The 23,771-nt window shown below is 70.1% G+C and carries 29 protein-coding genes and 2 pseudogenes; 18 read left to right on the top strand and 13 right to left on the bottom strand.

Annotated elements, in window-relative coordinates; translation table 11 throughout:
- Positions 1-35 precede the first annotated feature (35 nt).
- A complete protein-coding gene (gene sigJ / locus E1288_RS05810; protein ID WP_132481923.1) occupies positions 36-923 on the top strand; it encodes an RNA polymerase sigma factor SigJ in 888 nt (295 codons plus the stop codon).
- A gap of 47 nt (positions 924-970) precedes the next feature.
- Complete coding sequence (locus E1288_RS05805; protein ID WP_132481920.1) at positions 971-1,408, top strand: carboxymuconolactone decarboxylase family protein; 438 nt, start codon at positions 971-973, stop codon at positions 1,406-1,408.
- 62 nt (positions 1,409-1,470) lie between these two features.
- Here the strand turns inward: E1288_RS05805 and E1288_RS05800 are convergent, their stop codons facing one another.
- The 5 genes from E1288_RS05800 to E1288_RS05785 all read right to left on the bottom strand — a co-directional run bounded on the left by E1288_RS05800 (position 1,471) and on the right by E1288_RS05785 (position 4,343).
- On the bottom strand, positions 1,471-1,971 hold the full coding sequence (locus tag E1288_RS05800; protein WP_132481917.1) for a DinB family protein: 501 nt from the start codon (positions 1,969-1,971) through the stop codon (positions 1,471-1,473).
- 15 nt (positions 1,972-1,986) lie between these two features.
- The gene (locus tag E1288_RS50105; protein ID WP_328592439.1) at positions 1,987-2,136 is read right to left on the bottom strand and encodes a hypothetical protein; all 150 of its coding nucleotides are present in this window, start codon (positions 2,134-2,136) and stop codon (positions 1,987-1,989) included.
- 26 nt (positions 2,137-2,162) lie between these two features.
- Positions 2,163-2,849, bottom strand: a complete 687-nt coding sequence (locus E1288_RS05795) for an LCP family protein (RefSeq protein ID WP_328592438.1) — start codon at positions 2,847-2,849, stop codon at positions 2,163-2,165.
- Between the two features lie 374 nt (positions 2,850-3,223).
- Positions 3,224-3,832 (bottom strand): class I SAM-dependent methyltransferase, encoded by a 609-nt coding sequence (locus E1288_RS05790; protein ID WP_132481914.1) that lies wholly within the window; start codon positions 3,830-3,832, stop codon positions 3,224-3,226.
- Between the two features lie 160 nt (positions 3,833-3,992).
- Positions 3,993-4,343 carry a GatB/YqeY domain-containing protein gene (locus E1288_RS05785; protein ID WP_132481911.1) on the bottom strand — a complete coding sequence of 117 codons (351 nt, stop codon included), beginning with the start codon at positions 4,341-4,343 and terminating at the stop codon, positions 3,993-3,995.
- 62 nt (positions 4,344-4,405) lie between these two features.
- Between E1288_RS05785 and E1288_RS05780 the strand changes: the two genes are divergently transcribed.
- From E1288_RS05780 to E1288_RS05770, 3 genes are all read left to right on the top strand, one after another.
- On the top strand, positions 4,406-5,014 hold the full coding sequence (locus E1288_RS05780; protein ID WP_132481909.1) for a TetR/AcrR family transcriptional regulator: 609 nt from the start codon (positions 4,406-4,408) through the stop codon (positions 5,012-5,014).
- A 98-nt stretch (positions 5,015-5,112) separates the two neighbouring features.
- Complete coding sequence (locus E1288_RS05775) at positions 5,113-6,606, top strand: carboxylesterase/lipase family protein (RefSeq protein ID WP_132481906.1); 1,494 nt, start codon at positions 5,113-5,115, stop codon at positions 6,604-6,606.
- Between the two features lie 81 nt (positions 6,607-6,687).
- A complete protein-coding gene (locus E1288_RS05770) occupies positions 6,688-7,338 on the top strand; it encodes a maleylpyruvate isomerase family mycothiol-dependent enzyme (RefSeq protein WP_132481903.1) in 651 nt (216 codons plus the stop codon).
- A gap of 24 nt (positions 7,339-7,362) precedes the next feature.
- On the opposite strand, the gene E1288_RS05765 is transcribed toward E1288_RS05770, so the two are convergent.
- Positions 7,363-8,115, bottom strand: coding sequence for an SDR family oxidoreductase (locus tag E1288_RS05765; RefSeq protein WP_132481900.1), 753 nt, complete (start codon positions 8,113-8,115; stop codon positions 7,363-7,365).
- Positions 8,116-8,251: 136 nt separating this feature from the next.
- The gene (locus tag E1288_RS05760; protein WP_235883372.1) at positions 8,252-8,959 is read right to left on the bottom strand and encodes a TetR/AcrR family transcriptional regulator; all 708 of its coding nucleotides are present in this window, start codon (positions 8,957-8,959) and stop codon (positions 8,252-8,254) included.
- Positions 8,960-9,206: 247 nt separating this feature from the next.
- Here E1288_RS05760 and E1288_RS05755 point away from each other — a divergent pair, with 247 nt between their 5' ends.
- Positions 9,207-10,094 carry an NAD(P)-dependent oxidoreductase gene (locus E1288_RS05755; RefSeq protein WP_132481897.1) on the top strand — a complete coding sequence of 296 codons (888 nt, stop codon included), beginning with the start codon at positions 9,207-9,209 and terminating at the stop codon, positions 10,092-10,094.
- Between the two features lie 71 nt (positions 10,095-10,165).
- Here E1288_RS05755 and E1288_RS05750 read toward each other — a convergent pair.
- Both E1288_RS05750 and E1288_RS05745 read right to left on the bottom strand, forming a co-directional pair.
- Positions 10,166-10,339 (bottom strand): annotated as a pseudogene (locus E1288_RS05750) (SbtR family transcriptional regulator); the annotation flags it as partial.
- Between the two features lie 41 nt (positions 10,340-10,380).
- Complete coding sequence (locus E1288_RS05745) at positions 10,381-10,791, bottom strand: nuclear transport factor 2 family protein (protein WP_132481894.1); 411 nt, start codon at positions 10,789-10,791, stop codon at positions 10,381-10,383.
- 76 nt (positions 10,792-10,867) lie between these two features.
- Between E1288_RS05745 and E1288_RS05740 the strand changes: the two genes are divergently transcribed.
- The 6 genes from E1288_RS05740 (at position 10,868) to E1288_RS05715 (ending at position 16,075) form a co-directional block, all read left to right on the top strand.
- On the top strand, positions 10,868-11,719 hold the full coding sequence (locus E1288_RS05740; protein ID WP_207954209.1) for a helix-turn-helix domain-containing protein: 852 nt from the start codon (positions 10,868-10,870) through the stop codon (positions 11,717-11,719).
- Between the two features lie 9 nt (positions 11,720-11,728).
- Entirely contained in the window at positions 11,729-12,607 is an 879-nt protein-coding gene (locus E1288_RS05735) for an AraC family transcriptional regulator (protein ID WP_132481891.1), read from the top strand.
- A 152-nt stretch (positions 12,608-12,759) separates the two neighbouring features.
- Complete coding sequence (locus E1288_RS05730) at positions 12,760-13,218, top strand: SRPBCC family protein (RefSeq protein WP_132481888.1); 459 nt, start codon at positions 12,760-12,762, stop codon at positions 13,216-13,218.
- A 152-nt stretch (positions 13,219-13,370) separates the two neighbouring features.
- The gene (locus E1288_RS05725) at positions 13,371-13,778 is read left to right on the top strand and encodes a YciI family protein (protein WP_132481885.1); all 408 of its coding nucleotides are present in this window, start codon (positions 13,371-13,373) and stop codon (positions 13,776-13,778) included.
- Positions 13,775-14,932 carry an RNA polymerase sigma factor gene (locus E1288_RS05720; protein ID WP_132481882.1) on the top strand — a complete coding sequence of 386 codons (1,158 nt, stop codon included), beginning with the start codon at positions 13,775-13,777 and terminating at the stop codon, positions 14,930-14,932. The genes E1288_RS05725 and E1288_RS05720 overlap by 4 nt, the downstream gene beginning before the upstream one ends.
- Positions 14,933-15,220: 288 nt before the next feature.
- The gene (locus tag E1288_RS05715) at positions 15,221-16,075 is read left to right on the top strand and encodes an alpha/beta fold hydrolase (RefSeq protein WP_132481880.1); all 855 of its coding nucleotides are present in this window, start codon (positions 15,221-15,223) and stop codon (positions 16,073-16,075) included.
- 171 nt (positions 16,076-16,246) lie between these two features.
- On the opposite strand, the gene E1288_RS05710 is transcribed toward E1288_RS05715, so the two are convergent.
- Positions 16,247-16,513 (bottom strand): helix-turn-helix transcriptional regulator, encoded by a 267-nt coding sequence (locus tag E1288_RS05710; RefSeq protein WP_132481877.1) that lies wholly within the window; start codon positions 16,511-16,513, stop codon positions 16,247-16,249.
- An 82-nt stretch (positions 16,514-16,595) separates the two neighbouring features.
- On the opposite strand from E1288_RS05710, the gene map reads away from it, so the two are divergent.
- Together map and E1288_RS05700 are read left to right on the top strand one after the other, a co-directional pair.
- Entirely contained in the window at positions 16,596-17,390 is a 795-nt protein-coding gene (gene map, locus E1288_RS05705; RefSeq protein ID WP_132481874.1) for a type I methionyl aminopeptidase, read from the top strand.
- A gap of 131 nt (positions 17,391-17,521) precedes the next feature.
- Positions 17,522-18,178 (top strand): hypothetical protein, encoded by a 657-nt coding sequence (locus E1288_RS05700; protein WP_132481871.1) that lies wholly within the window; start codon positions 17,522-17,524, stop codon positions 18,176-18,178.
- A 169-nt stretch (positions 18,179-18,347) separates the two neighbouring features.
- Here the strand turns inward: E1288_RS05700 and E1288_RS05695 are convergent, their stop codons facing one another.
- On the bottom strand, positions 18,348-18,938 hold the full coding sequence (locus E1288_RS05695; RefSeq protein WP_132481868.1) for a TetR/AcrR family transcriptional regulator: 591 nt from the start codon (positions 18,936-18,938) through the stop codon (positions 18,348-18,350).
- A 112-nt stretch (positions 18,939-19,050) separates the two neighbouring features.
- Here E1288_RS05695 and E1288_RS05690 point away from each other — a divergent pair, with 112 nt between their 5' ends.
- Positions 19,051-19,926, top strand: coding sequence for an NAD(P)-dependent oxidoreductase (locus E1288_RS05690; protein ID WP_132481866.1), 876 nt, complete (start codon positions 19,051-19,053; stop codon positions 19,924-19,926).
- 78 nt (positions 19,927-20,004) lie between these two features.
- Here the strand turns inward: E1288_RS05690 and E1288_RS48625 are convergent.
- Positions 20,005-20,283 (bottom strand): annotated as a pseudogene (locus tag E1288_RS48625) (recombinase family protein); the annotation flags it as partial.
- 237 nt (positions 20,284-20,520) lie between these two features.
- On the opposite strand from E1288_RS48625, the gene E1288_RS05680 reads away from it, so the two are divergent.
- Positions 20,521-21,396 carry a helix-turn-helix transcriptional regulator gene (locus E1288_RS05680; RefSeq protein WP_132481863.1) on the top strand — a complete coding sequence of 292 codons (876 nt, stop codon included), beginning with the start codon at positions 20,521-20,523 and terminating at the stop codon, positions 21,394-21,396.
- Between the two features lie 130 nt (positions 21,397-21,526).
- Positions 21,527-22,378, top strand: a complete 852-nt coding sequence (locus E1288_RS05675) for an oxidoreductase (protein WP_132481860.1) — start codon at positions 21,527-21,529, stop codon at positions 22,376-22,378.
- Between the two features lie 117 nt (positions 22,379-22,495).
- Here E1288_RS05675 and E1288_RS47900 read toward each other — a convergent pair whose 3' ends face one another.
- Positions 22,496-23,002 carry a DUF4158 domain-containing protein gene (locus tag E1288_RS47900; RefSeq protein WP_207954208.1) on the bottom strand — a complete coding sequence of 169 codons (507 nt, stop codon included), beginning with the start codon at positions 23,000-23,002 and terminating at the stop codon, positions 22,496-22,498.
- On the opposite strand from E1288_RS47900, the gene E1288_RS05665 reads away from it, so the two are divergent.
- Positions 22,952-23,440 carry a GNAT family N-acetyltransferase gene (locus tag E1288_RS05665; RefSeq protein WP_132481857.1) on the top strand — a complete coding sequence of 163 codons (489 nt, stop codon included), beginning with the start codon at positions 22,952-22,954 and terminating at the stop codon, positions 23,438-23,440. The two genes, E1288_RS47900 and E1288_RS05665, sit on opposite strands and share 51 nt — an antisense overlap.
- Positions 23,441-23,771: the final 331 nt, after the last annotated feature.

Genomic DNA, 23,771 nt, shown 5'->3' with positions numbered 1-23,771 from the left:
TTTGTTCGGGTAAGGCTCTGCTCAGGAGGACCTGCATGGGTGGCGGACACCGCGACCGGTTGGGGACGGAGTGGCAGGAGCACCGGCCTGCCGTCTTCGGCGTGGCCTACCGGTTGCTCGGCAGCGTCGCCGATGCCGAGGACGTCGTGCAGGACGTGTGGCTGCGAGCCGCCGCGGCGGACCTGGGCGGCGTCGACGACCTGCGGGCCTGGCTGGTCACCGTCGCCGCGCGGCGGTCCTACGACATCCTCAAATCCGCCCGGGTGCAGCGGGAGAGCTACTTCGGGCCGTGGTTGCCGGAACCCCTGCTGACCGGGCCGGACGCCGCCGAGCCGGTGCTCGTCGACGAGTCGGTCGGCTCCGCGATGCTGCTGATCATGGAGGAGCTGAGCCCGCCGGAGCGGGTGGCCCTCGTGCTGCACGACGTGTTCGGGCTGGAGTTCGCGCGGATCGCCGAGGTGCAGGGCGGCTCGGTGCCCGCCGCCCGGAAGCTGGCCTCGCGGGCGCGGCACCGGGTGGCCGAGGCGAGGGGCAGCGCGCCGGACGTGCCGCGCGCCGAGCTGGATCGCCTGGTCATCGCGTTCCGCGCCGCCTACGAGACCGGGGACCTCGCCGCACTGGTCGAGCTGATGCATCCCGATGCCGTCTACCTCACCGACGGCGGCGGGCAGGTCAGCGCGGCCCGCGTGCCCATCCTCGGCGGCCGGCGCATCGCCGAGGTCCTGGTCCGGGTGGCTCGCCGGTGGCGGGCCGACCGCATCGACATCGTCGAGATCGGCGGCGAGCCGGCGCTGGTGCTCCACCGGGGAGGCGGGATCCACTCCGTCGACACGTTCGGGTTCGCCGATGGCCGGATCGTCGCCTACCGGCGGGTGCTCAACCCGCAGAAACTCGCTCACCTCAAGGCGGTCACATCCGAGTAGGCCCGCTCGTCTCCCTGGTGACAGCTCAGAACCACAGGGAGACAACGATGGCACGTCTGAACCTCGGCGAAGCGGCACCTGAGCCCTACAAGGGCTTCAAGGACGCCGACGCCGCGCTCCGCAAGGGGCCGCTGGACGACAAGGTGCGGGAGCTGGTCAAGGTCCGGGTTTCGCAGATCAACGGCTGCGTCTTCTGCGTCGACATGCACGGCCGGGAGGCGCGCCGGATCGGCGAGACCGAGGACCGGCTCCTCCAGCTGGCCGTGTGGCAGGAGTCGGAGCTCTACGACGAGCGGGAGCGGGCCGCGCTGGGCTACGCCGAGGCGGCCACCCGCCGCGAGCACATCGGCGACGACCAGTGGGAGGCGCTGCGCAAGGCGTTCCCGGACGAGGCCGAGCTCGGTCACCTGGTCGCCCAGGTAGCGCTGATCAACGCGCTGAACCTCATCGGTGTCCCGCTGCAGATGAAGCCGCCGCGCCGCTGACGCCGTGAGAGCCCCGTGTGCACTTTCTGCTGCTATAGCAACAGAAAGTGAACACGGGGACTTCACTCGCCGGTCGGGCCGCCGGCCTGTTCCACGACGATGTCGAGCTGGCCCAGGTGGCGGGCGTATTCCTGGACGAGGTGCAGCAGCACCCTTTCCAGGGTCGCCGGTTCCGCGCCCTTCCAGCGCGGTCCCGGCTCACCCGTCTTCTCCAGGGGCGTGATCGCCACGACTTCGGAGGTTCGCCGTCCCTGGCCGCGGAGGGCCGCCGCCAGATCGTCGCGGGTTTCCTCCGGGGCCACGTGCCAGCGGCCGTTCGTCCTGTCACCCCACGGGTCTTCGACCCGACGACCCTCGAATCCCCATTCGATCCAGCGCAGTTCGGCGAAGGTCAGGTGCTTGACCAGTTCCAGCGGCGTCCACCCCGACTGGACCCGGCTGGATCGCAGCTCCGCATCCGGCAGGGCCGCCACCTTGTCGATCACGCTGCCCCGGAAGAAGTCGAGGTAGCGGAGGAGCACCTCGCCGCGCGAGGCCGCGGGATCCGTGGGTTCCGGGAACATCCGACGAGTATGCGCTCAGTCGACGATCAGGTCCTCCGGGACGGGCTGGTCGGCGTTCACGGTCTCGAAGAGTTCGATGGCCTTCTTCTTGTCCCAGCTCTTCGCGGTGCCGTCGGTCACCGGAACCGTCGTCGTCACCACCTCGCCCGACGAGATGCCGCGCATCGCCCACGCCAGCGACAGCAGGTCGCTCAGGAACGCGGGGTCGCATCGCTGTAGCGCATGCGGACGAAGGTCAGGGCGTTCGCGCCGTCCAAGCGCTGGCAGCCCGCCTGCAGCGTCTGGCGGGTCTGGGTGTCGTGCATCTCCTGGTCCAGGCACATCTCGACGCCGCCCACCGCCTCGACGATCTCCGCGAACCCGCCGAAGCCGATCTCGGCGTAGTGGTCGATGCGCAGGCCCGTGGCCTGCTCGACCGTCTGCGCCAGCAGCTGCGGGCCGCCCTCCGCGAAGGCCGCGTTGATCATCGTCCGCCCATGGCCGGGGACCGGCACCCGCGAGTCGCGCGGAAGGCTGATCAGCGTCGGGGCCGTGGAGTTGTCCGGCAGGTGGGCGATCATGATCGTGTCCGTGCGCCGGCCCTCCGCCTCGCCGACGTGCAGCCCGGCCGCCGTCTCCGGATCCAGCCCCTCGCGGCTGTCCGAGCCCACGATCAGCCAGTTCGTGCCCGCGCCCGCCGCCGGGCGGCCCGGGTAGTCCGGGAAGGCGTCGACCCGCCGGATCGAGGAGTCGACGTGGAACCACAGCCATCCCCCGAACAGCACCGGTAACAGCACCAGGACCACCACGACCGCGAAGATCTTGCGGCCCCTCCGGCGTGGTCTTCCGGCACCGCGGTTCGGCGCGGCCCAGTCGTTCCGGAACTGATAGGTGTTCATATCCGCGAAGACGTTCCGCTCGCCGGAAAGTTGCTCCTGTCCACAAAAATGGACGGCCTCGTGGCCAAACTCCCCAGCCGTGGCCGAAGCCTCTTGCCTCTCCTCCAGCCGCGCAGGCCCACGTCATCGCCCGCAAGCTGTAAGGGGCGTTTCAGAGTGGTGCGCGGGAGCACAGGGCGTAGATTTCGCGCGAAACCGGCGATCTGCGTGGGGCGGGATGGCGATTTCGCGCGAAACCGCCACCTAGCGCCTTCGGAGGAGCGTTCCCGGACGCCGCCATCTGCCCATAGTCCACATAGGACGACCGTGCCCGCTGCGTCGAGGGTCGTGAGTGCTCGTACCGGTAAGAACCGGAACGAACACTCACGAGCACCTCACCGCAGACGTTGGGCCCGGAGGACGGTGTCGTGGGTATGGCCGCCGGGCGACGGGGGGTTCCGCAGGCGGGATTCGTCGACCAGCACGGTCCAATCGCCGTCGAGGAGTTCGGCGATCTCGTGGGGCTGGTAGAACTCGCTCGGCTCGAAGCCGTACGCGGCTTCCGGTGGCATGTCCGTCATGTCGTGGCCGACGAACAGGAACGTGCCGCCCGGGGCGACCGAGGCCAGCAAGCCGCGCAGGGCCGCGTGCCCGGGCTGCTTCACGAGCGGGAAGTAGTGCACCGACACCAGGTCGAACGCGAGGGCCGGCGGCGCGGCGGTGTTCAGGTCGGCGCGCGTCCAGGCCACTTCTGGACCGCCCGCCGCGACTCGGGCGGCGCGCTCCAGCGCGACCTGCGAGACGTCCACCGCGGTGACCTGCCACCCGCGCCGGGCCAGCCAGAGCGCGTCCGCGCCTTCGCCGCATCCCACGTCGAGCGCTTGCCCGGGCGGCAGGTCGGCCGCTTCGGCGACGAGCGCCCCGTTCGGCTCGCCGCTGAACAGCTGGTCCTCGCTGCTGTAGCGCTCGTCCCAGAACTCCTGCCCGGTCACCTCAGATGCCATGACGCCTGTCTCCCATGACGAGTTCGCAGATGCGCGCTTCCAGTTCGTTCGAGAAGGGATCCCGCGCGGCTTGTCGTTCGGTCATCTCGACCACCTCCGACACCAACATGGCCCCGCGATCCAAAATCCGGCAACGCTGTTTGCGGGAACAGCAAATGCATCAGGGAGTTCCCAGGTGGCGGCTCAGCACCGCGGCCTCCGCGCGGAGCCGTTCGGCGAGGTCGTCGCGCCCGGCCTGCTCGTACTCCTCCGCCGCGGCCGCTCGCTCCCGCACCTCGTTCGCCACGATCGACCGCATGTCGGACTCGGTGAGCCGACGGCGTTGCGCCTCCGCCGCGCCAACGCCCAGCGCCGCACCCGCGACGTGTTCGTTCCCGCTGCTCAGCGAGCGGCCCGCGGGCACGGCTTCGGCGTTGTCGATCGCCGCCAAGGCGGAGCGGAGCGCCGCGACGGCGACGTTGTTCCGGGCCTTGAGGGCCGTTTTCAGGTCGTCACGCAGGCTGGTGCGCATGGGACTCCAATCCGGGTGTCGCCGAGCTGCCTTCGATAGCAGTACGGCTGTACGATATTCGGGTGCCGCGGGTTGCCGATCATGATCAGCGTCGCGCCCAGATCGCGCGGGCCTTCCAGCGCCTGCTCGCCGCGGAGGGCTTCGCGGGCGTCTCGTTCTCGCGGGTGGCGACCGAGGCCGGGATCTCGGTCGGGCTCATCCAGCACTACTTCGCGGGCAAGGACGCGCTGCTGCACTTCGCCTACGAGGACGCCACGCGCCGCATGGGCGAGCGGGTGCGGATTCGCGTCCGCGACGGCGAGGCCGCCCGCCTCCCGATCGCCGAGGTGCTGCTCGACAGCCTCGTCGAACTGCTGCCGCTCGACGAGGAACGGGACGTCGAGTACCGCGTCCGGCAGGGCCTGCAGGCGCAGGCGCTGCACCACGCCGGCCTCGCCGAGGTCGCCCGGCAGTCGGGCGGCGCCATCCTCGACTACGTCACGAAGGCGGTCCAGGACGGCGTGGAGCGCGGCGAGGTCGAGCCGGGTGTCGACGCTGTGCTCGCTGCTCGCACGATCCTCGCGACCGTGCAGGGCCTGGCCGATCAGGTCGCGCTCTCGGGCGCGGACGCCTTCTCGGCGCGGGACGCGTTGCGCCCGGTCATCGCCGCGGTGTTCACCGGGCATCGCTGATCTCCTCACCGCGGGCAAAAGCTCGCGACGACAACATGGCCGTGCGGCTATCGTAGCAATATGCTCGTATTATTATTGCTCGTCGAGGGGCGCACACGATGACCGAACACGTGACCGTGCAGCTGAGCAGCGGCGCCATCCGCGGCCGCAGGCTCGACGAACACCTCTCATTCCGAGGCATCCCGTACGCCGCGCCACCGGTCGGCGAGCGGCGGTGGCGGCCGCCCGCGCCGGTCGAGCCGTGGTCCGGAATCCGCGACGCGACCGTCCCCGGGAATCCCGCGCCGCAGCTGGCGCAGTCCTTCGCGGACGTGACCTCCGTCGACGAGGACTGCCTGACGCTCGACGTCACCGCGCCCTCAACCGCGGGCACCGGACGCCCGGTGCTGGTGTGGCTGCACGGCGGCGGTGGGACGAACGGCACCGCCGCCATCTACGACCCGCGGCGGCTCGCCATCTCCGGCGACGTCGTCGTCGTGGCGCCGAACTTCCGGCTCGGCGTGTTCGGCTGCTTCGGGCATCCGGGCCTCGCCGACGGCGGCACCTTCGGCCTGCAGGACCAACAGGCCGCACTCCGCTGGGTGCAGCGGGAGATCGCGGGATTCGGCGGCGACCCGGCGAACGTGACGCTGATCGGGGAGTCCAACGGGGCCCTCGCGGTGGCGGCGCACCTGACGTCACCCGCCTCGGCCGGGCTGTTCCACCGCGCGATCCTGCAGAGCGCGTTCGGCGTGCTGGGCCCGACACCGGCGCACACCTTCATGCCCGGCCTTCCGACGCTTCCTCCAATGTGGACACCGGTGGCCGAGCTGGACCGGCTCGGCGCCGCCACCGCCGCCGAGCACGGCTGGATCACGCCCGGCAGCGATACCGAATCTGCGCTCGCGCAGCTCCGGCGGGTCCCGGCGGAGGAGTTGCTGCAGGTGTCGGGCAACTTCATCCGGCCCGCCTTCGGCGGCACCACGCTGCCCGAATCACCTGCGGAAGCACTGCTCGCCGGGCGCTTCCACCGGGTGCCGGTGGTGCTGGGCACCACGCTCGACGAGGCCCGGTTCTTCGTCGGACTCGCCGGAAACCCGGTCACCGCCGAGAGCTACCCGCGCCTGCTCGCGGAGGCCTTCGGCGACTCGGCGGAGGAAGTCGCCGCACGCTACGCGCTCGACCGCTTCCCGACGCCCAACCTCGCCTGGGCGCAGATCTGCACCGACCGGGCGTGGTCGCGACCGGCCTGGGAACTGGGCCGTGCCCTCGCCGCGCACACCGACACCTGGTTCTACGAGTTCGCCGACCGGGACGCCCCGCCGCTCGTGCCGCTCCCCGGAGCCCCGACCGGCGCGCAGCACTCCAGCGAGCTGGCGTACCAGTTCGACATCCCCGGCGCACCGCAGCTGACCGCGGCGCAGCGCGAGCTCGCCGACCGGATGAACCGCTACTGGACCGCCTTCGCGGCCAACGGCGACCCCGCCTGCGCCGACCTTCCAGCCTGGCCCGACGCCGCCACCGGCCACGTCCAGTCCCTGGCTCCGGAACGGATCGGCGGCACGGGTTACGCGGCCGGGCACGCCCTCGACTTCTGGTCGCGGATGCCCTGAAAAAGTTCGCGCCCGAGCGACGATTCGGCCCCACCGTCGCAGTCCCACCTGTGAGCGACCCGAAGCACAGGAGATTCAGCCGTGACCAGAGCAGAACCGACGACCCGCCGCGCGCCCGGAATCTGGCCGCTGGTGCACGCCGAGCGGGCGGCCCTGGCCGCCGACCTCGCCGACCTGACCGACGAGCAGTGGGCGAGGCCGTCGCTGTGCACGGAGCTCACGGTGCGCGAGGTGCTGGCGCACCTCACCGCGGGCGCGAGCCTCACCCCCGCACGGTGGTTCGCGGGCGTGATCCGCTGCCGGTTCGACTTCGACAAGCAGGTGGCCATGCGACTGGCGGAGCAGCTGGGCGCCACCCCGGCGGAGACGCTCGCGCGGTTCCGCCGGGTCACCACCAGCACCACCAAGCCGCCGCTGCCGGTCGTGGCGATGCTCGGCGAAGCGATCGTGCACGCCGAGGACATCCGGCGACCGCTGGGCATCCACCGCGACTACCCGATCGACACACTTACGCGGCTGGCCGAGTACTACCAGGGCTCCGACCTCGTCGTTCCCGTCAAGAAGCGGATCGCCGGGCTCCGGCTCGCCGCGACCGACGGCCCCTTCGCCACCGGCTCGGGCCCGCTGGTGTCCGGCACCACCCTGGCGCTGACCATGGCCATGACCGGGCGCACGGCCTACTTCGACGAGCTCGACGGCGACGGCGTCGCGACCCTGCGCGACCGCGCATGAACCAGGCGCCCGGTCGGCTGAGGTTCAGCTCCGGTCGACCAGGTAGTCCTCGCCGCCGACGTAGGCGGTGTGCCCGGTCTCCAGCGGGGCGGTTGCCGCGGACGCGATTTCGGCGGCGAACTCGGAGACCGTCGGCAGGGATCCGGCCTCCGCGCGGCGGGCGTCGATGATGCCGGGGCGGGCGCGCTCCAGGAGCGTCGGGGTGATCGTGCCCTCGATCATGTCCCCCGAGACGACCACCAGGCCGATCCCACGGGCCGCCAGGTCGGGGATCCGGTCGCGCAGCGCGTCCTCGCCGGCCCGCTTGCTCGCGGCCACCGGTTCGTACTCGTCGTAGGTGGGCCGCCTGCCGTGGAAGTGCGCCTGGTGGCTGGTGACGAAGACGATCCGCGCCGACGGCGGCAGCAACGGCATTGCCGCGTCCACAAGGGACACTTGGGCGTCGCGGTTCAACCGGAGCGCGTAATCGGGCGGGACGTCGCGCTCCATCCCGCCGGAGGCGTTGAGGACCAGCAGGTCCAGGCGGCCGCACAGGTCGCGGATCTCGCCGGTCATGGCCGCGACCTCGGCCCGGTCGGTGAGGTCCGCGCGCACGGCCGAGGCCGCACCGCCCGCGCGGGCGATCTCGTCGACGACTCGTTGAGCGCGCCTGGCCTTCTCCCGGTAGTTCACGAAGACCCGGGCGCCCGCGGCCCCCAGCAACCGAGCCGTCTCGGCGCCGATCCCCCGAGATCCTCCCGTCACCAGCGCGATCCGCCCAGCGAGGCTCGTGCTCATGCCGGTTCCGCCTCTCCGCGTTTCACAGTTGTGGTTGCGTCCGGCTCAATCCCGCGTTTCGCAGTTTCTCGTGGCTGGTTTGCGTCACGTTCCCCTGAGGTGCGGTTGAGGAGGACTCGGGTTGACACAGGGCTACTCATGCCCTCTCCATCCGCATGACCATCGCGTCCGCGCCGGCGGCCACGTCCGCGCTGCGCGGCACCGCGGTCCGCGACAGCCGGGTGCTCACGGCCGCTCCGAAACCGGCGATCCGCACCACGTCGTTGACGAACTCGTCGAGATCCTCGGGCCACGGCAGCGAAGGCTGGTTGATCAGCAGCGACACGCACCCGTGCATCGCGGACCACAAGCTCAACGCCAGCGTGCGGGGGTCTCCGCGCAGCACTCCGCCGTCCACGCACGCGGTGACCGCGTCCACCATGTGCGCGAAGCACTCCTCCGTCGCGGGCGAGAGCTCCGGACCACCGGGCCGGTGCAGCATCAGAACGCGGTACTGCACCGGATGATCGAGGGCGAACCGGACGTAGGCGCGTCCACATTGGCCCAGCGCGATGAACGGATCCGTCAGCCGCGCGCAGGCTTCGCGGATCCGGCTGCCCAGCCCGTCCCACGCCCGCAGGCACACCGCCTCGACCAGCCGGTCCTTGCTCGCGAAGTGCCGGTACACCGACGGCGTGGTGACGCCGGCGCGCTCGGCCACGGCCCGCAGCGTGAGCGCCTCCTCGGTGCCGGCCTCGACCAGCATCCGCTCGGCCACGAGGAGGATCTCCTCGCGCAGCCGCCCGCCCTCGCCCGGGTTGGCCCGCACCCGCCTGCCCGGCACCGGTTCGCACAGGTCCGACATCGGGTCGCATCCATCTGACACGAGATCACAGTGACAGCGTCACCCTGACATTGTCAACCACTCCGGACGCTCGCCCCGGTGGCCCGAAAGACCAGATGGCGGCCCTATCGAGCCAGGTCAGAACGATCGTCACAGATTCCCGATCGGATTTGTCCGCAGAGCATTGACCTCGACTTAACTTGAAGTTACAAGCTCTCGATGTTCGCCTCGGCGATAGACCGGGAGCGATTGGTTGGGAAGGAACCCCATGACGACAACGACAACCGACGACCCCCGCCAGGTCACCGTGCTCGGCCTCGGTGACATGGGATCGGCGATCGCCAGGACGCTCGTCGACCGCGGCTACCGCACGACGGTCTGGAACCGGACCGCGAGCAAGAGCGAGCCGCTGGTCGCCGCCGGTGCCACGGCGGCCGCGACGGCCGCGGAGGCGGTGGCGGCGAGCCCGTTGGTCGTGATCTGCCTGCTCGACAGCACGGCGGTCGACGAAGTGCTGGGCGCCGTCGAAACCGCGGTCGCGGGCAAGGTGCTGGTGAACGTCACGAGCGGTTCTCCCGCCCAGGCGCGGGAGAACGAGCGCTGGGCGACCGAGCGCGGCGCCGAGTACATCGACGGCAAGATCATGGGAGATCCGCCGTACGTCGGAACGCCGAACATCATGTTCCCGTTCAGCGGCTCCCGCAGCGCGTTCCAGGCCCACGAACCGGTGCTGCAGGAACTGGGCACCATCGCGTACCACGGCGAGGACGCCGGCCTGGCGGCCGTGGAGTTCATGGGCCAGGTCGCGATGGGCTACGAGATGCTCATCGGCTTCCTGCACACCCTCAAGCTGGTCCAGGCCGAAGGGGTCGACGTGGTGGCGTTCACCGAGCGCGTCGCCGGCTCGGTGGCCGCCTACCCGCCGCTGCTGACCATGATGGGCAAGGCGATCAAGAGCGGCGAGTACGCGCCGGATCTCGGCCCGCTCAACGTCCAGGCCGCGCTGATGGACGACATGATCGACCACCGGGAATCCATCGGCGTGGAGGCCGTGCGGATGCGGGAGGTCAAGGAGCTGATGGACCGCCGGATCGCCGAAGGCCACGGCGATCAGGGCTTCTCCAGCCTGTTCGAGTTGCTCCCGAAGCGCCGGTGACGCGCAGCGGGGTGCGGACGCCCGCACCCCGCTTTTCGCCGCACGCCCGAACCTGAAGCCGCCGCAGATGATCAGCGCGGCCGGCGCAACCCCGCGATGAGGAGCTCGACCAGTCGACGCGCGTCGTAGCGGGGATCGCTGTCCGTGCCTATGCAGAGGTTCCCGACGCCGCACATCAGCTCGCAAGCGTCCACATCGGACCGGATCTCGCCGGAACCGGCCGCGGCGTCGAGCAGTTGGGCGCACCCCACCCGCGCTGCTCGACCCGTCCCTGCGGCGCCGCTGACTACTGCGGCGCTTCGCCGAAGATCATGCAGTGCCCGCGCGCCGTGTCCGCGTACTCGCGGACCCGGTGGATCAGCCCGTCCCGGAGTTCGAGGACGAAGCAGTGGTCGTTGCTGTAGGGGTTGCCGTTGGCGAGGGTCGCCGTCATGGTCGCCTCCACGACCACCCGCTCGCCGTCGGCGTGCAGCCCGTGGAAGACGACGTCGACGTCACGGGCGTACAAGCGGGGGAAGTCCTCGGCGAAGAAGCGCACGATCGCCTCCCTGCCCACCATGTGGTCGGGCGCCCCGAGCGCGACGGCAGTGGCGTTCCCGGGTGGCGACAGCCATTCGGCGTCCTCGGTGAGAACTGCGGAGATCTTGTCGGGGTCGTTGCTGGCGAGCGCTTGGAAGGCGTTCTGGACGATGCTCATGGGCCCCACTGTTTCCCTTGGCGCAGGCCGATGTCTTGGACGAATGTTCCCGTCGATCCGCCCATAGCATGGGGTGATGCGATCCGCCGGGAACGAACGCGAGGCGGTGGCCAGGTGGTGCGTCGCGAGGCCGCCGAGGCCCAGCCGGCTGGCCGGCGTCAGCATGGCCGGGTTCCGCGACCGCGGCGCGGGCCCGGTCGACGTGCGGGTGGTCCCGCACCCGGCCGTCACGCTGGCGCTGGAATTCGGTGACGGCCCGCTCGTCGTGGATGCCGAAACCGGTCGGCAGCGGCGGGGAAATCTCGTCACCGGGTTCATGCACGGCGCTGTTCGCGTGCGGGGCGAGAAGGTCGAGTGCGTGCAGGTGCGCCTGTCCCCGGTGGTCGCGCACGAGGTGCTGGGCATCTCCCCGGCGGAGCTGGACCACGTGGTGGTGACCCTCGACGACCTGTGGGGCCGCGACGCGGCGCGGATCCGGGAGCAGCTCGGCGAAGCCCGGTCGTGGCAGGACCGCTTCGCGCTGGCGGACGCCCTGCTCGCCCGTCGCCGCGAGGCGGGGCGGCCCGTGGATCCCCAGGTGGCCTGGGTCTGGCAGCAGATCGCCGGCAGCCGCGGCCGGGTCCGGGTCGACGGGCTGGCGGCCGAGATCGGGTGGAGCCGCAAGCGCCTGTGGTCCCGGTTCCGGGCGCAGATCGGCCTCCCTCCCAAGCGAGCCGCGAAGCTGGTCCGCTTCGACCACGCCGCGCACCGCCTGGCGGCGGGCGGGAACGCGGCCCGGATCGCGGCGGAGTCCGGCTACGCCGACCAGTCCCACCTGCATCGGGACGTCCTGGCGTTCACCGGGGTGACCCCGGCGACCGTGGCCGGCGAGACGTGGCTGGCGGTGGACGACATCGCGTGGCACGGGCGCGACACGTCGATCGACTAGCCTTGTGCGGTGTTCGACTCGCCTGACTTCGATCTGGCGCCGTACGCGGAGTTCGACACGTCGGAGCTGGTGCGGCGCACCTACTGCAGCTGGGGCGACGCGGGCTGGCGGTCGCTGCTCGTGCAGTGCTTCGACCACGCGCCCGAGGCCCACCACGTCCCGATGCCCGGGGTGTCCGACCTGCATCTCGTGCTCTTCGTGGCCGGGGACGTGGCCACGCGGACGCGCGCCGACGGAAAACCGGTCCGCCGCCGCTGGGTTCCCGGCGATCTGGAGCTCATGGTTCCCGGCCGGACGAGCGTGCGCGACTACCGGGCGACGTCCGCGATGCGCACCATCCAGGTGCACATTCCATCGGCGACCGTCCAGCGGGCCGCAGCGCAACTGGGCGGTTCGGGGCCGGACTTCGAAGCGCTGTCCGCCGCGGTGGACACGGGCGATCCGGTCGTCGAGCAGATCATCCGCGCACTGCCCGCCGCCGGTGGCTCGAACGATCTCTACGCGGAATCCGCCGGGGCGTTCCTCGCGACGCACCTGCTGACCCAGGGCCGGCACGGTCGCCTGCCAGGGCCCGAACACGCCGCCGTCCGCGCGGGCATCGCCGTCATGCGGGACCGGCTGGCCGAGCCGCTGACGCTGGCCGACATCGCCGCCGAAGTGCACCTCAGCGTGTACCACTTCATCCGCGTCTTCCGGGCGGCGACCGGTGAAACGCCCCACCGGTTCCTCACCCGGCTGCGGATCGAGCGGGCGAAGCGGCTGCTTTCCGACGACGCCCTCACCGTCGCGCAGATCGCCGAGCGTTGCGGGTTCGCCAGTCCTGGTGCGCTGTCGACGGCCTTCCTGAGCCATGTCGGCGTCCGGCCGTCGGCGTACCGCAAGATCTGATCGAAGGTCGGCAATCCAGCGCATGTACCCGGCGGCCCGCGTCACCTAATTTCGGCCGTGCCAAGCAGCTTCGGCGTTGCCGCGCGCTCACCCCGGACGCGGTTCCCGCGATGAGAACGGTGGGTGCGGCGGCGAACGAAAGGATTCCGACCATGCTCCGCTACGACGCGACCGCGACCGCGACAGCGTCTCCGGCCGTCGTCTGGCGCCTGCTCGTCGACGCACGCACCTGGCCCACCTGGTCGACCGTCGACAGCCTGGTCACCGAACGTTCCAGCGGCCTCGACCCCGACGGCCGCGATCCCGTCGGCGCGGTCCGCGCGTTCCGCACCGGGCGGACGGTCACCGGGGAACGGCTGACCGGGCTCGTCGAGGAGAAGCAGCTGACGTACGAGGACGCCTTCAACTCGGCCATCCACGACTACCGGGCGGTCATCGACCTCACGCCCGCACCCGGCGGGGGCACGGCCATCCACTGGCACGGCACCTACTCCACCCGATGGGGAATGGGCTGGTTGATGAAGCGCGTCATGCGGCGGGTCATGCAGCAGATGGCCGACGGCCTCGCCTCCCACGCGGCGGAGCAGGCGCGCCAAGACCCGGCCGGCTAGGCGCGCTGGGGTTCCCCTCCGGTGAACAGTGGTCCGCATCACATCAAAAAAGTTGTGCGGATTTCCGGTGCAGCTGTCGAGAACAGCACGCCGGCTCCGTCCCTGGTGCACGATCGGCCTCAACGGGCCGTACCACCGAGAGGGAGCTCACCATGAAGTACCTGCTGCTCAAGCACTACCGAGGCGGACCGGCACCGGCTGTGGACTACCCGCCGATGGATCAGTGGACTCCGCAGGAAGTCGACGCACACATCCAGTACATGAACGACTTCGCCGCCCGCCTGGAGGAGACCGGCGAGTTCGTGGACGCCCAGGCGTTGGCCCCCGAGGGCGCCTTCGTGCGACACGACGGCGCGGGACGCCCGCCGGTGACCGACGGCCCGTTCGCCGAGACCAAGGATCTCGTCGCGGGCTGGATGATCATCGACGTGGAGTCCTGGGATCGCGCGGTCGAACTGGCCGGCGAGCTGTCCGCGGCGCCCGGGCCTGGTGGCGAACCGATTCACGAATGGCTCGAAGTGCGGCCGTTCCTCACCGAGCCGCCCGCGGTGGCCGAATGAACGAGCCGCAGCTGCGGGAGCTCGTGCCCGCGGTGATCGGCGTCCTCGTCCGTCGCGGAGCCGACTTCGCCGCGGCCGAGGACGCCGTGCAGGAGGCCCTGATCCGGGCGCTCGAAGCCGGTCCGGGGGAGCAGCCACGCGACCTGAAGGCGTGGCTGATCTCGGTCGCGTGGCGCAAATTCCTCGACGCCGCCCGAGCCGAGAAGGCCCGGCGCGAACGAGAGCTCGCAGTGGAGGCCGAACCGCCCGGCGGCCCGGTGCCCGCCGCGGACGACACGCTGCGCCTGTACTTCCTGTGCGCGCATCCCACCTTGCCGCCGAGTTCGGCTGTCGCGCTGACCCTGCGCGCGGTCGGCGGCCTGACGACCAGGCAGATCGCGGCGGCATACCTGGTCCCGGAAGCGACGATGGCCCAGCGGATCAGCCGGGCCAAACGGCGCATCGCCGAGGTCCGGCTCGACGAGCCCGGCGACCTCGCGACCGTGTTGCGAGTGCTCTACCTGGTGTTCAACGAGGGGTACAGCGGGGATGTCGACCTGGCGGCCGAGGCGATCCGGCTCGCCCGCCAACTCGCCACCCTCTCCGACGAGCCCGAAGCGGCCGGGTTGCTCGCGCTCATGCTGCTGCACCACGCGCGCCGGACTTCCCGCACCGGGCCCGACGGTCGCCTGGTGCCGCTGGCGGAGCAGGACCGCTCGTGCTGGGACACCGAGCTGATCACGGAAGGAGTGGCGATCTTGCAGACCGCACTGGCCCGCGATCGGCTCGGCGAGTACCAGGCCCAGGCCGCGATCGCCGCCCTGCACGCCGACGCCCCCACCGCGTCCGAGACGGACTGGGTGCAGATCGTGGAGTGGTACGACGAACTGCTGCTCCTCACCGGCAGCCCGATCGTGCGGCTCAACCGCGCCGTGGCGGTCGGCGAAGCCGACGGGCCGCAGGCCGGCCTCGCGGAGCTCGCCGAAATCGACCCCACCCTGCCCCGCTACACCGCGGTGGCGGCATACCTCCGCGAACGCGCAGGAGATCTCGGTCCCGCAGCCGACCTGTACGCCGAAGCCGCCCGCGCCGCCACCAGCCTGGCGGAACGCGACCACCTCACCCGCGAAGCAGCACGCGTGCGCCACGCCGAGCGGAAATCACCACCGCCGTGAAGGCCACCAGCTGCTGGCCGCGACATGTCGGCGCGGAGGAGGGTTCCGATTTTGCCTAAAATTGGAAAACCCCGGCACGGATCGTCTTGCGGCGGGCATCTTCTCCGCGTTCCCGGCGCTATTCCTCGTGGTTCCGAGTCGTTCGGCTGCCGGCGGCCTTTCCCGGATCGGGCTCCCCATGCTGTTTCCGTGGATGTTTCCGCGGTATTCGGTGCTGGTTCCGAGGCGGCGGGCGACGTTTCGCGCGTAGCGTGTGCCGCGGTCACGCAGCCGCCCTGGAGGTTGACGATGTCTTCGACGGTCCACTCGTTCCGCACGCCCGACGGCGTCACGCTCGGGGTCGAGCACTTCGGCGATGCGGCGGCGCCGCTCGTGCTGCTCGCGGGCGGCACGACCATGCTCTCCTGGCCCGACGCACTCTGCGAGGCGCTCGCCCGCGGCGGACGTCACGTCGTGCGCTACGACCTGCGCGACTCCGGCGCATCGACGACCGTTGCCCCCGAGGCACCGGCGTACACGCTGCGCGACCTCGCCGCCGACGCCGCCGCACTCGCCCGCGGACTCGACGACCGTCCGGTGCACCTGGCGGGCATCGGCGTCGGCGGGATGGTTGCCCAGGTCGCCGCGCTCGACCACCCGGACGCGTTCTCGGCACTCACCCTCGCCGGGACGCGGCCCGTCGCACCGGGCCCGGTCGACGACGACCTGCCAGACCACGACGCGGCGACGATGGACCGGTGCTTCGCGCTCCCGATGCCCGACTGGTCCGACCGCGCTGCCGTGGCGGAGTTCGCCGCCGCCAGCGCGGAGATCCTCGGCAACGACCCTGCCGCGGCACGCGCGACCGCCGAACGCATCTTCGACCGCACGCCGGGCACGGAGCCCGCGGTCCAGCTGGCCAACCAGATGGGCATGGTTTTCTCCAGGCTCGACTGCAAGCCGCGCTGGCGCGAGCGCCTGCCCGAGCTCGCGATGCCAACGCTCGTGGTGCACGGCCGTCGCAACATGTTCTTCCCAGTCGGCAACGGCGAGGCGCTCGCGCGCGAGATCCCTGGCGCGCGGCTGCTCGTGCTCGAACAGGCAGCGACCGCGATCCCCGACGCGGCCGCCGATGAGGTCGCCACGGCGATGCTCGCGCTGTAGGCGAGAACTCTGGTCGCAGGCTGCGGTAGCGACGTTGCTTGGCCGAGTTCGGCGCGGAGTGCGATCAACTCCGTCTTTGATCAGTCTCGGTTTCGTCGCCGGGCGGGATGCGGCGGCAGCCTTCTTCCCGAAGCCGGTCGACCGCATCGAGCGCCCGGGCGGAGGCGGTCGTCATGACGCCGCCTCGAGCCGCAGGCCATTGCGCCACACGGCGGCCAGGTCTTGTATCGGCAGGTCGAGCACCTCGCTCAGGCAGACGATCGTGCCGAACGCGGGAGTCGGGAGCCGACCGGTCTCGATCTTGCGCAACGTCTCCGGTGACATGCCGGCCGCGCGCGCCACGTCACCGAGATCGCGGCCTGCTCGCGCTTCACGCAGCAGCCTCCCGAGACGCCTGCCGGCCTCGATCTGTTCGAGCGTGAGCGGATTGCGGACCACGACACCAGGGTACGAGTGGTATTTCAATACCGCACGATGCTACGTTGGTATTATTATACCGATACACGACGTGAGGGTACCCATGATCGAGTTGAAGTCGCCCGCAGAGATCGAACGGATGCACACCACCGGGCAGTTCATCGCCCAGATCCTGTCCGAGCTCAGCGAACTCGCCGACGTGGGCGTCAACCTCCTCGACCTGGAACACCACGTCCGCAACCGGATCCGCCAACGCGGCGCGCAATCCTGCTATTGGGACTACGCCCCGTCCTTCGGCAACGGCCCGTTCCGCAACGTCACCTGCCTGTCGGTCAACGACGCGGTGCTCCACGGACTGCCCCACGACTACGCGCTGCGCGACGGGGACATCCTCACCACGGACCTCGCGGTCGGGATCGACGGCTGGGTCGCGGACGCCGCCCGCACCATCATCGTGGGCACGCCGGCCGACGATGACCTGCGACTCCTCCGCGCGACCGAAGAAGCGCTCGCCGTCGGCATCGAGGCCGCGCGGCCGGGCAACCGGCTGGGCGATATCTCAGCGGCGATCGAGGCGGTCGCCACCGGCTACGGCTACCCGATCAACACGGAGTTCGGCGGCCACGGGCTCGGACGGACAATGCACGAGGATCCCCACGTCCCCAACACGGGCCGCGCCGGCCGCGGCCTCAAGCTCCGAGCGGGCATGACCCTGGCACTCGAACCCTGGTTCGCCCGCACCACCGACCGGATCGTCTTCGACCCCGATGGCTGGACCATCCGCTCGGCCGACGGCTCGCGCACCGCCCACTCCGAGCACACGGTCGCGATCACCGAAGACGGCCCCCTGGTGCTCACCCAACGCCAGCCACACCACGCGGACTCGACCTCGGCATGAGCGGCCGGTCCGCGACGCGGTGAGACTTCGCAAGATCAGTTCGTCGGCGGACCTGTCATACCACCGGGCGTGGACTTCGATTCCGCTCGGAAGCCCACCGCGGAGTACGGGACCGCCACTAGGGTCGGCCCGTGTCCGACTGGGAGCAGTTCCTCGATCAAGTCCCCTGGTTCGTCCAAGGCGACGAGACCGCGGTCGTAGGCGAAGCGCAACCGTGGAGGCGCGGGCCGATCCCGGGGTTGCCCGTGCTCTCAGCCTTGCTCGAATCGGCGACTGTCACGCCGGTCTCCGTGGACGGAGAGACATACGAGCTACTGGCGTGGGAATCACGCGACGATCGGCGAGGATGGCTCTGCCACCCTCCCCGGCAAGAGGGAGGCGAGGAGGTCCACCCGGCTCACCAGGCTTTCTGGACCGTCTGCGGCGGGATCACCGCGTGGTTCGGCGAGCCCGGCGCCTGGTGGCTCAACCAGGACGAGGTGCTCACCGCTTCCGCTGCGGACATGCAGCTTTCAGAAGTACTCGCCGCCTGTACCTGGCTTTGGGACGACGAGGGGCTGGACCTCCCCATTCAGCCTGACGAGTACTACGTCGTCGCGATCGAAGCCAACGGAAACCTGACGCTGGCCCACCGCCAGAGCGGTCAGCTCCTGCTCTTCGCGCAGGACCACGCGTTCACCGGAGTAACACCCCTGCGGGGCTGCCCGCCGTACTCCTTGCTCACGATCGATGACGTGCCCGACCTCGCGACGTGGATCGAGACGTGCGCCGCCGCGCAGCGACCGTGACCCAAGGACGACCGACCACGACGGCGCCGAGCAGAGCCTCACAAGCCTTCTCCTGGCCCCGTTCAACCCCTGAGCTGCCCGGCCTGCATCTCCTCCCAAGGAAACGGCAGACCTGAACGCCCGGAAGCTACCCCCGGGCGACCGCGCGACATGGTCAGCGAAACAGAACCTAGACGGCTGAGCGGGTTGTTTCGTACGAGTCGACCAGCCGGGCCAGCTGCCGGCCCGCCGCCCGCAAGGGTTCTTCGCTGCGGTTGACCTGGGCCGTCACTTCGGCGCCTTCCAGGGTGCTGATGATCGTGGTTGCCAGATCTCGGGCGTCTTCCGCGCGGAGGCCCGAGCGCAGCAGCTTGTCGTGGACCAGCTGCTCCCAGCCGCGCAGTGCGGCTGCGCAAACTCGCTGGATCTCGGAGTCGGTGCCTAGCGTCTCCAGCGCCGCCGCGGTGATCGGGCAGCCGTCGACCCAGTCCGAATCACGTAGCGCTTCGGCGAGCTGGTGGGTGCAGGCGATCATCGCCGCGCTCGGGCTCTCCTCACTGTCCAGCGCCGCACGCAGGAAGGCCGCGAACTCCTGACCGCTGTGCTCGATAGCGGCGGCGGCGACAGCCCCCTTGCCATCCGGGAAGAAGTGGTAGACCGAGCCGAGGGTGGCCTGCGCCTCCCTGGCGATCTGCTTGATACCCGTGCCTACGTAGCCCTGGCGCTGCAGGAGGCGCGCGGCGGCGGTGACGATCCGGTCCCGGGTGCTGGTCTGGCCCATGCGCACAGCCTACTGGTTAGAACGTTCGTTTTAGCGATGTGCTAGCTTGCAGCCGCGCCCTAAATAGAGCGTTCTTTCTAGTCCTGTCACGTCGACAGCGGAGGTCTTCACCGTGAACAGCAAGCAGCCCGTGACCATGATCGGACTGGGCCCGATGGGGCAGGCCATGGTCCACGCCTTCCTCGACGAAGGCCACCGGGTCACCGTCTGGAACCGCACCGCGTCCCGCGCAGACGCCCTGGTCGAACGTGGAGCCGTGCGCGCCGGCAGCGTCGAGGAGGCGCTGGCCTCCAACGAGCTGGTGATAGTGAGCCTCACCGACTACAACGCGATGTACGCGGTCCTGGAACCCGCGGCGCACGCCCTGTCCGGTCGCGTGCTGGTCAACCTCAGCTCCGACACACCGGAGATGACCCGTGCGGGGGCGCGGTGGGTTGCCGAGCACGGCGGGACGCAACTCGCCGGCGGGGTCACCGTGCCGCCGTCGGGCATCGGACGACCGGGGTCGTCCATCTTCTACAGCGGCCCCCGCGCCTGCTTCGAGACGCACCGGCCCACCCTCGAAGCACTGACCAGCACCGAATTCCGGGGCGAGGACCCCGGACTGGCCGCGCTGTTCTACCAGATCGGCATGGTCATGTTCTGGACGTCGATGCTCAGCTACTGGCAGGCGATCGCACTCGGCGAAGCCAACGGCCTCACCGCGGCCGACGTCCTGCCGCACGCCATCGAGACCATGACGTCGATGCCGGACTTCCTGTCCTTCTACGCCGAACGCATCGACGCCGGCGAGCACGGCGGCGACGTGGACCGCCTGGCCATGGGCATGGCCAGCGTCGAGCACGTCCTGCACACCAACGCCGACGCGGGCGTGGACACCGCTCTTCCAGCTGCCGTCGTCGACCTGTTCCGGCGCGGAATGGACGCCGGACACGCGGCCGACAGCTTCTCCAGCCTCGTGAAGCTGCTGAAGAAGCCGGCGGCCTAGAGAGGGGCGCGCACCCGCCCCGCGGAACCCATTCGCCGGGGCGGGCAGCAGCGCCCAGAACAACTCCAGCTGAATCCCCGTGGCCTGCAATGTCGCCGAGAGCGTCATCAGCTCGGCGGCATTGCGCGCCAAGCGTTTCATCTCGTGCACGGTCAGGATCACCGGCTGATCCGGCGCCGCGGTCTCGATCTCGCGAGCCAGGGCGAGCGCGGCCTCGAACTCCGGGCGCACCCGGATCCTGGTGCTGATCTTCTCGGAGAACACCCGCGTGCACTTCGCCGCCGCGAGCGCGTCGAGCTGGCTTTGCAGCTCCTGGGTGGCCGTGGAGCAGCGTGCGTAGCCGATCCGGATCGGCACCCCGTTCGTCTCCGGCGCCGGCGGAGCGTCCTCCGGCCCTTGCGTCCATTTCTTGCCCGGTCCGCGGTCGGCCGGGACGGGCACGGTGAGTTCGTCGCGCAGTGACGGGATTGGCTAACCTATGCCCGTTTTCGGCGGACCTTGCCGAGTCTCGCGGCCTCGCACGACCTGGTGTGTAGTACTGGCAGGGCCAGCTATGCCCTTGGTGATCGGCTGGGTGACAAGCAGACTCAGGGCATGGGCAATAACGACTTGGGCGACTTCCTGCGGGCCCGCCGTGCTGGACTCACACCGGATGAGATCGGTCTGCCGGTCGAGTTCGGCGCCGGTCGCCGGGTCGCCGGTCTGCGGCGCGGTGAGGTCGCGCAGCTGGCCGGGGTGAGTACCGAGTACTACACCCGTCTGGAACAAGGCCGCGCCCGGCAGCCGTCCGAACAGGTACTGCATGCCCTCTGCGACGCGCTGCGGTTCGATGACATCGAGCGGCGGCATCTGTTCGCCCTCGCGGGCACCACAGCCGGGCGCAAGGACCGGGCCGAGCACTCGTCACAGCTACGACCGGCGCTGCGACAGGTGCTGGAGTCGATGGATCTGGCTTCTGCTTTTGTCAGCGACCGGAACCTCACTGTCGTCGGCGGGAACACGTTGTGGGCGTTGCTGTTTCCCGATGTGGCCGAGCTGCCGCGCCGGGAACGCAGCATGGCGCGCTGGACGCTGCTGGATCCGCGTGCTCGCCTGGTGTGGTGCGACTGGGAACGCGTCGCCCGCGACTACGTGCACGGGTTGCGGCTGGCCGCCGCCGCCCAGCCGCGAAACCAGCGCATCGCCAACCTGATCGGTGAGCTGATGATGCGCTCACCCGAGTTCCCGGCGTGGTGGTCAGAACACCGCGTCCAGGAACGCAGCACCGGCCTCAAACGCCTCCACCACCCTGTCGCCGGTGACCTGGAACTGCAGTACGAGATCTTCACCTCGGTCGCCGACCCGGGCCAATCGCTCGTCGTCTACTGCGCGCCGTCCGGCTCGCCATCTCAGGAGCGCCTGCGACTGCTGGCCAGCTGGGGCAGCGAACCCGCCACCGCGACTACCCGGGACACCGCCGCCGAGTCCTGACCACCGCCCGAACCGGGCGATCCAGCACCAACACCACCCAGACACGACCCCGCCATACCCGCGGGGTCGATGCCGCCGTGCCCACGCACAATCCCGCGGCCTGACACTCATCCACGAAAGGACACCCGTAGTGAGCAAGACATTCCTGATCACCGGCGTCAGCACCGGCCTCGGACTGGCCATCGCCCGACGAGCCCTGGCGGCCGGACACCGGGTTGCGGGCACCGTGCGCACCGAGCAGCACGCGGCCGCCTTCCAGGCACTGGACCCCGACCGCGCCCGGGCCTTCATCCTCGACCTGTCCGACGCGGACCGGATCGACCCCACGGTGCGGGCCGCCGAAGCGGAACTGGGCCCGATCGAAGTGCTCGTGGCCAACGCCGGCTACGGGCTCGAAGGCACCTTCGAAGAGTCATCGATGGCCGATCTGCGCCACCAGTTCGAGGTCAACGTATTCGGCACGGTAGCGACCGTGAAAGCGGTCCTGCCCGGCATGCGGGAACGGCGCGGCGGCCACATCTTCGTCATCACCTCGATGGGCGGGCACACCACCTTCCCCGGACTGGCGTTCTACGAAGGCAGCAAACACGCCCTGGAAGGCATCACCGACACCCTCGCCCAAGAGGTCACCCAGTTCGGCGTGCGGGTCACCGCCGTAGCTCCCGGCGCGTTCAAAACCGACTGGGCAGGTAGGTCACTGGTCCGCGCACCACGCAGCATCGCCGACTACGACGCACTGTTCGACCCGATCCGGGCCCGCCGCCAGGCCCTCGCGGGTCAGGGCATCGGTGACCCCGATCGCGCGGGCGACGCCATCCTCACCCTCCTAGACGCGGAGAAGCCTCCCGTGCATGTCCTGCTCGGCTCGGACGCGCTACGCCTGGTCACCGCCGGGCGCCAACGCGTCCAGGACGACTTCGACGCCTGGGAGGAACTCACCCGCTCCACCGACTCCACCGAAGGCGGAGTAACAGTCGCCTGACACTGGACAATTCACCAAGACAGCGGCCGGTAACGGCACTGTGGCTACCGACCCACCCGGAGACAGCGACAGCGCCACATCCGACACATGATCAACGAAACGCCACACGTCCGCTCATCAGCGCAAGGCGTTCTGTGTCAAGCAGATGGCCGGTGCCTCGTCCGGCGCGGTCCCCCCGTCAGCCGACCGCGCCGGACTTCTCCTGCTCGCCGTGGGAACCGATCTCCGAGGCACCGACTGCGGTGGGCCTCGGATCTTCGGGTCCGACCCGGACGCCGGCCCGAAGCGCAGGAACTCCACCGCGTCCAGCACCAGCGCGAACAACTCGGTGTTCGTCTCGGTGCGGATCGCGGAGACCATCTTGTCCAGCGTGGTGAAACCGGGCAGCTCGCGCCGAGCCCGGACCAGCTCCTCCAGCGCGACGTTGATCAGGTCGGCCGGGCTGTCCTCACGGGGATTGCGGCCATGATCAGCCTCAAGCTCGTGGCATTTCTTCGCCCCGGCGCAGCCGGTCGGGTTCGCGCCGGCCTCACAGCGTTCAGGCAGCGTTGCGTGCTGATCTAAGGTGCCGCCATGACGCTCAAGCTCCGGCCGCTCGCGCTCGACGACGTCACTGCCGTCCACGGCTGGGCCTGCTTGCCGGAATCGTGCCGCTACCAGGCGTGGGGACCCAACACTTACGAGCAGACGCAGGCCTATGTGCGGGCCGCGGTGGAGGCATCCCCAGACCGGCTGGTGTTCGCGGTGCTCGTCGATGGCGACGTTGTGGGCAGCGCCCAGCTGAAGCTGCGCGGCCCGAGCACCGGCGAGATCGCGTACGCGGTGCATCCACGGCTGTGGGGGCAAGGCATAGCTACGGCTGCGGCGCGGGAACTGCTGCGCATGGGCTTCAGCGAGCATGGGCTCCACCGCATATCCGGCACGTGCGACCCGCGCAACCTCGCCTCGGCAGCGGTGTCGCGCAAGATCGGCATGCGATACGAGGGCCGGATGCGCGGCACCGCGTACATTCGCGATGGCTGGCGCGACTCGGACCTGTACGCCATCCTCGCCGACGACTGATGCTGGCTCAGGCGATGGCCAGTTGGCCGGACACTGGCATCACGACTGAGAGTTGGACACCAGATTTGAGACCTGCAGAACTGCAGGGTCTCAAACCGCGTGACATCTTGATCTCATTTGACCTGCGTCTTTGCCGGCGTCTCGCTGGGTAGCCACTCGGGTTCCGTCTCACTTCGGTGGTATTTCTTCGTGGTTGAGACGTGGTGGTCCGGTGCAGCTGGACAGCTTTGTCCGAGCATCCGATCCCGCGGCGGCCAGCTCGGCGAGCGCCGGAGGCTCACAACCCACCGCACAAGTGCAGTCGAAATGCAGTCGCACACGAGAAAGTGCA

Source organism: Saccharopolyspora elongata (assembly GCF_004348985.1).
Lineage (GTDB): Bacteria > Actinomycetota > Actinomycetes > Mycobacteriales > Pseudonocardiaceae > Saccharopolyspora > Saccharopolyspora elongata.
Note: the sequence above shows the minus strand (reverse complement) of the source record. Positions and strands in the feature narration are given on the sequence as shown.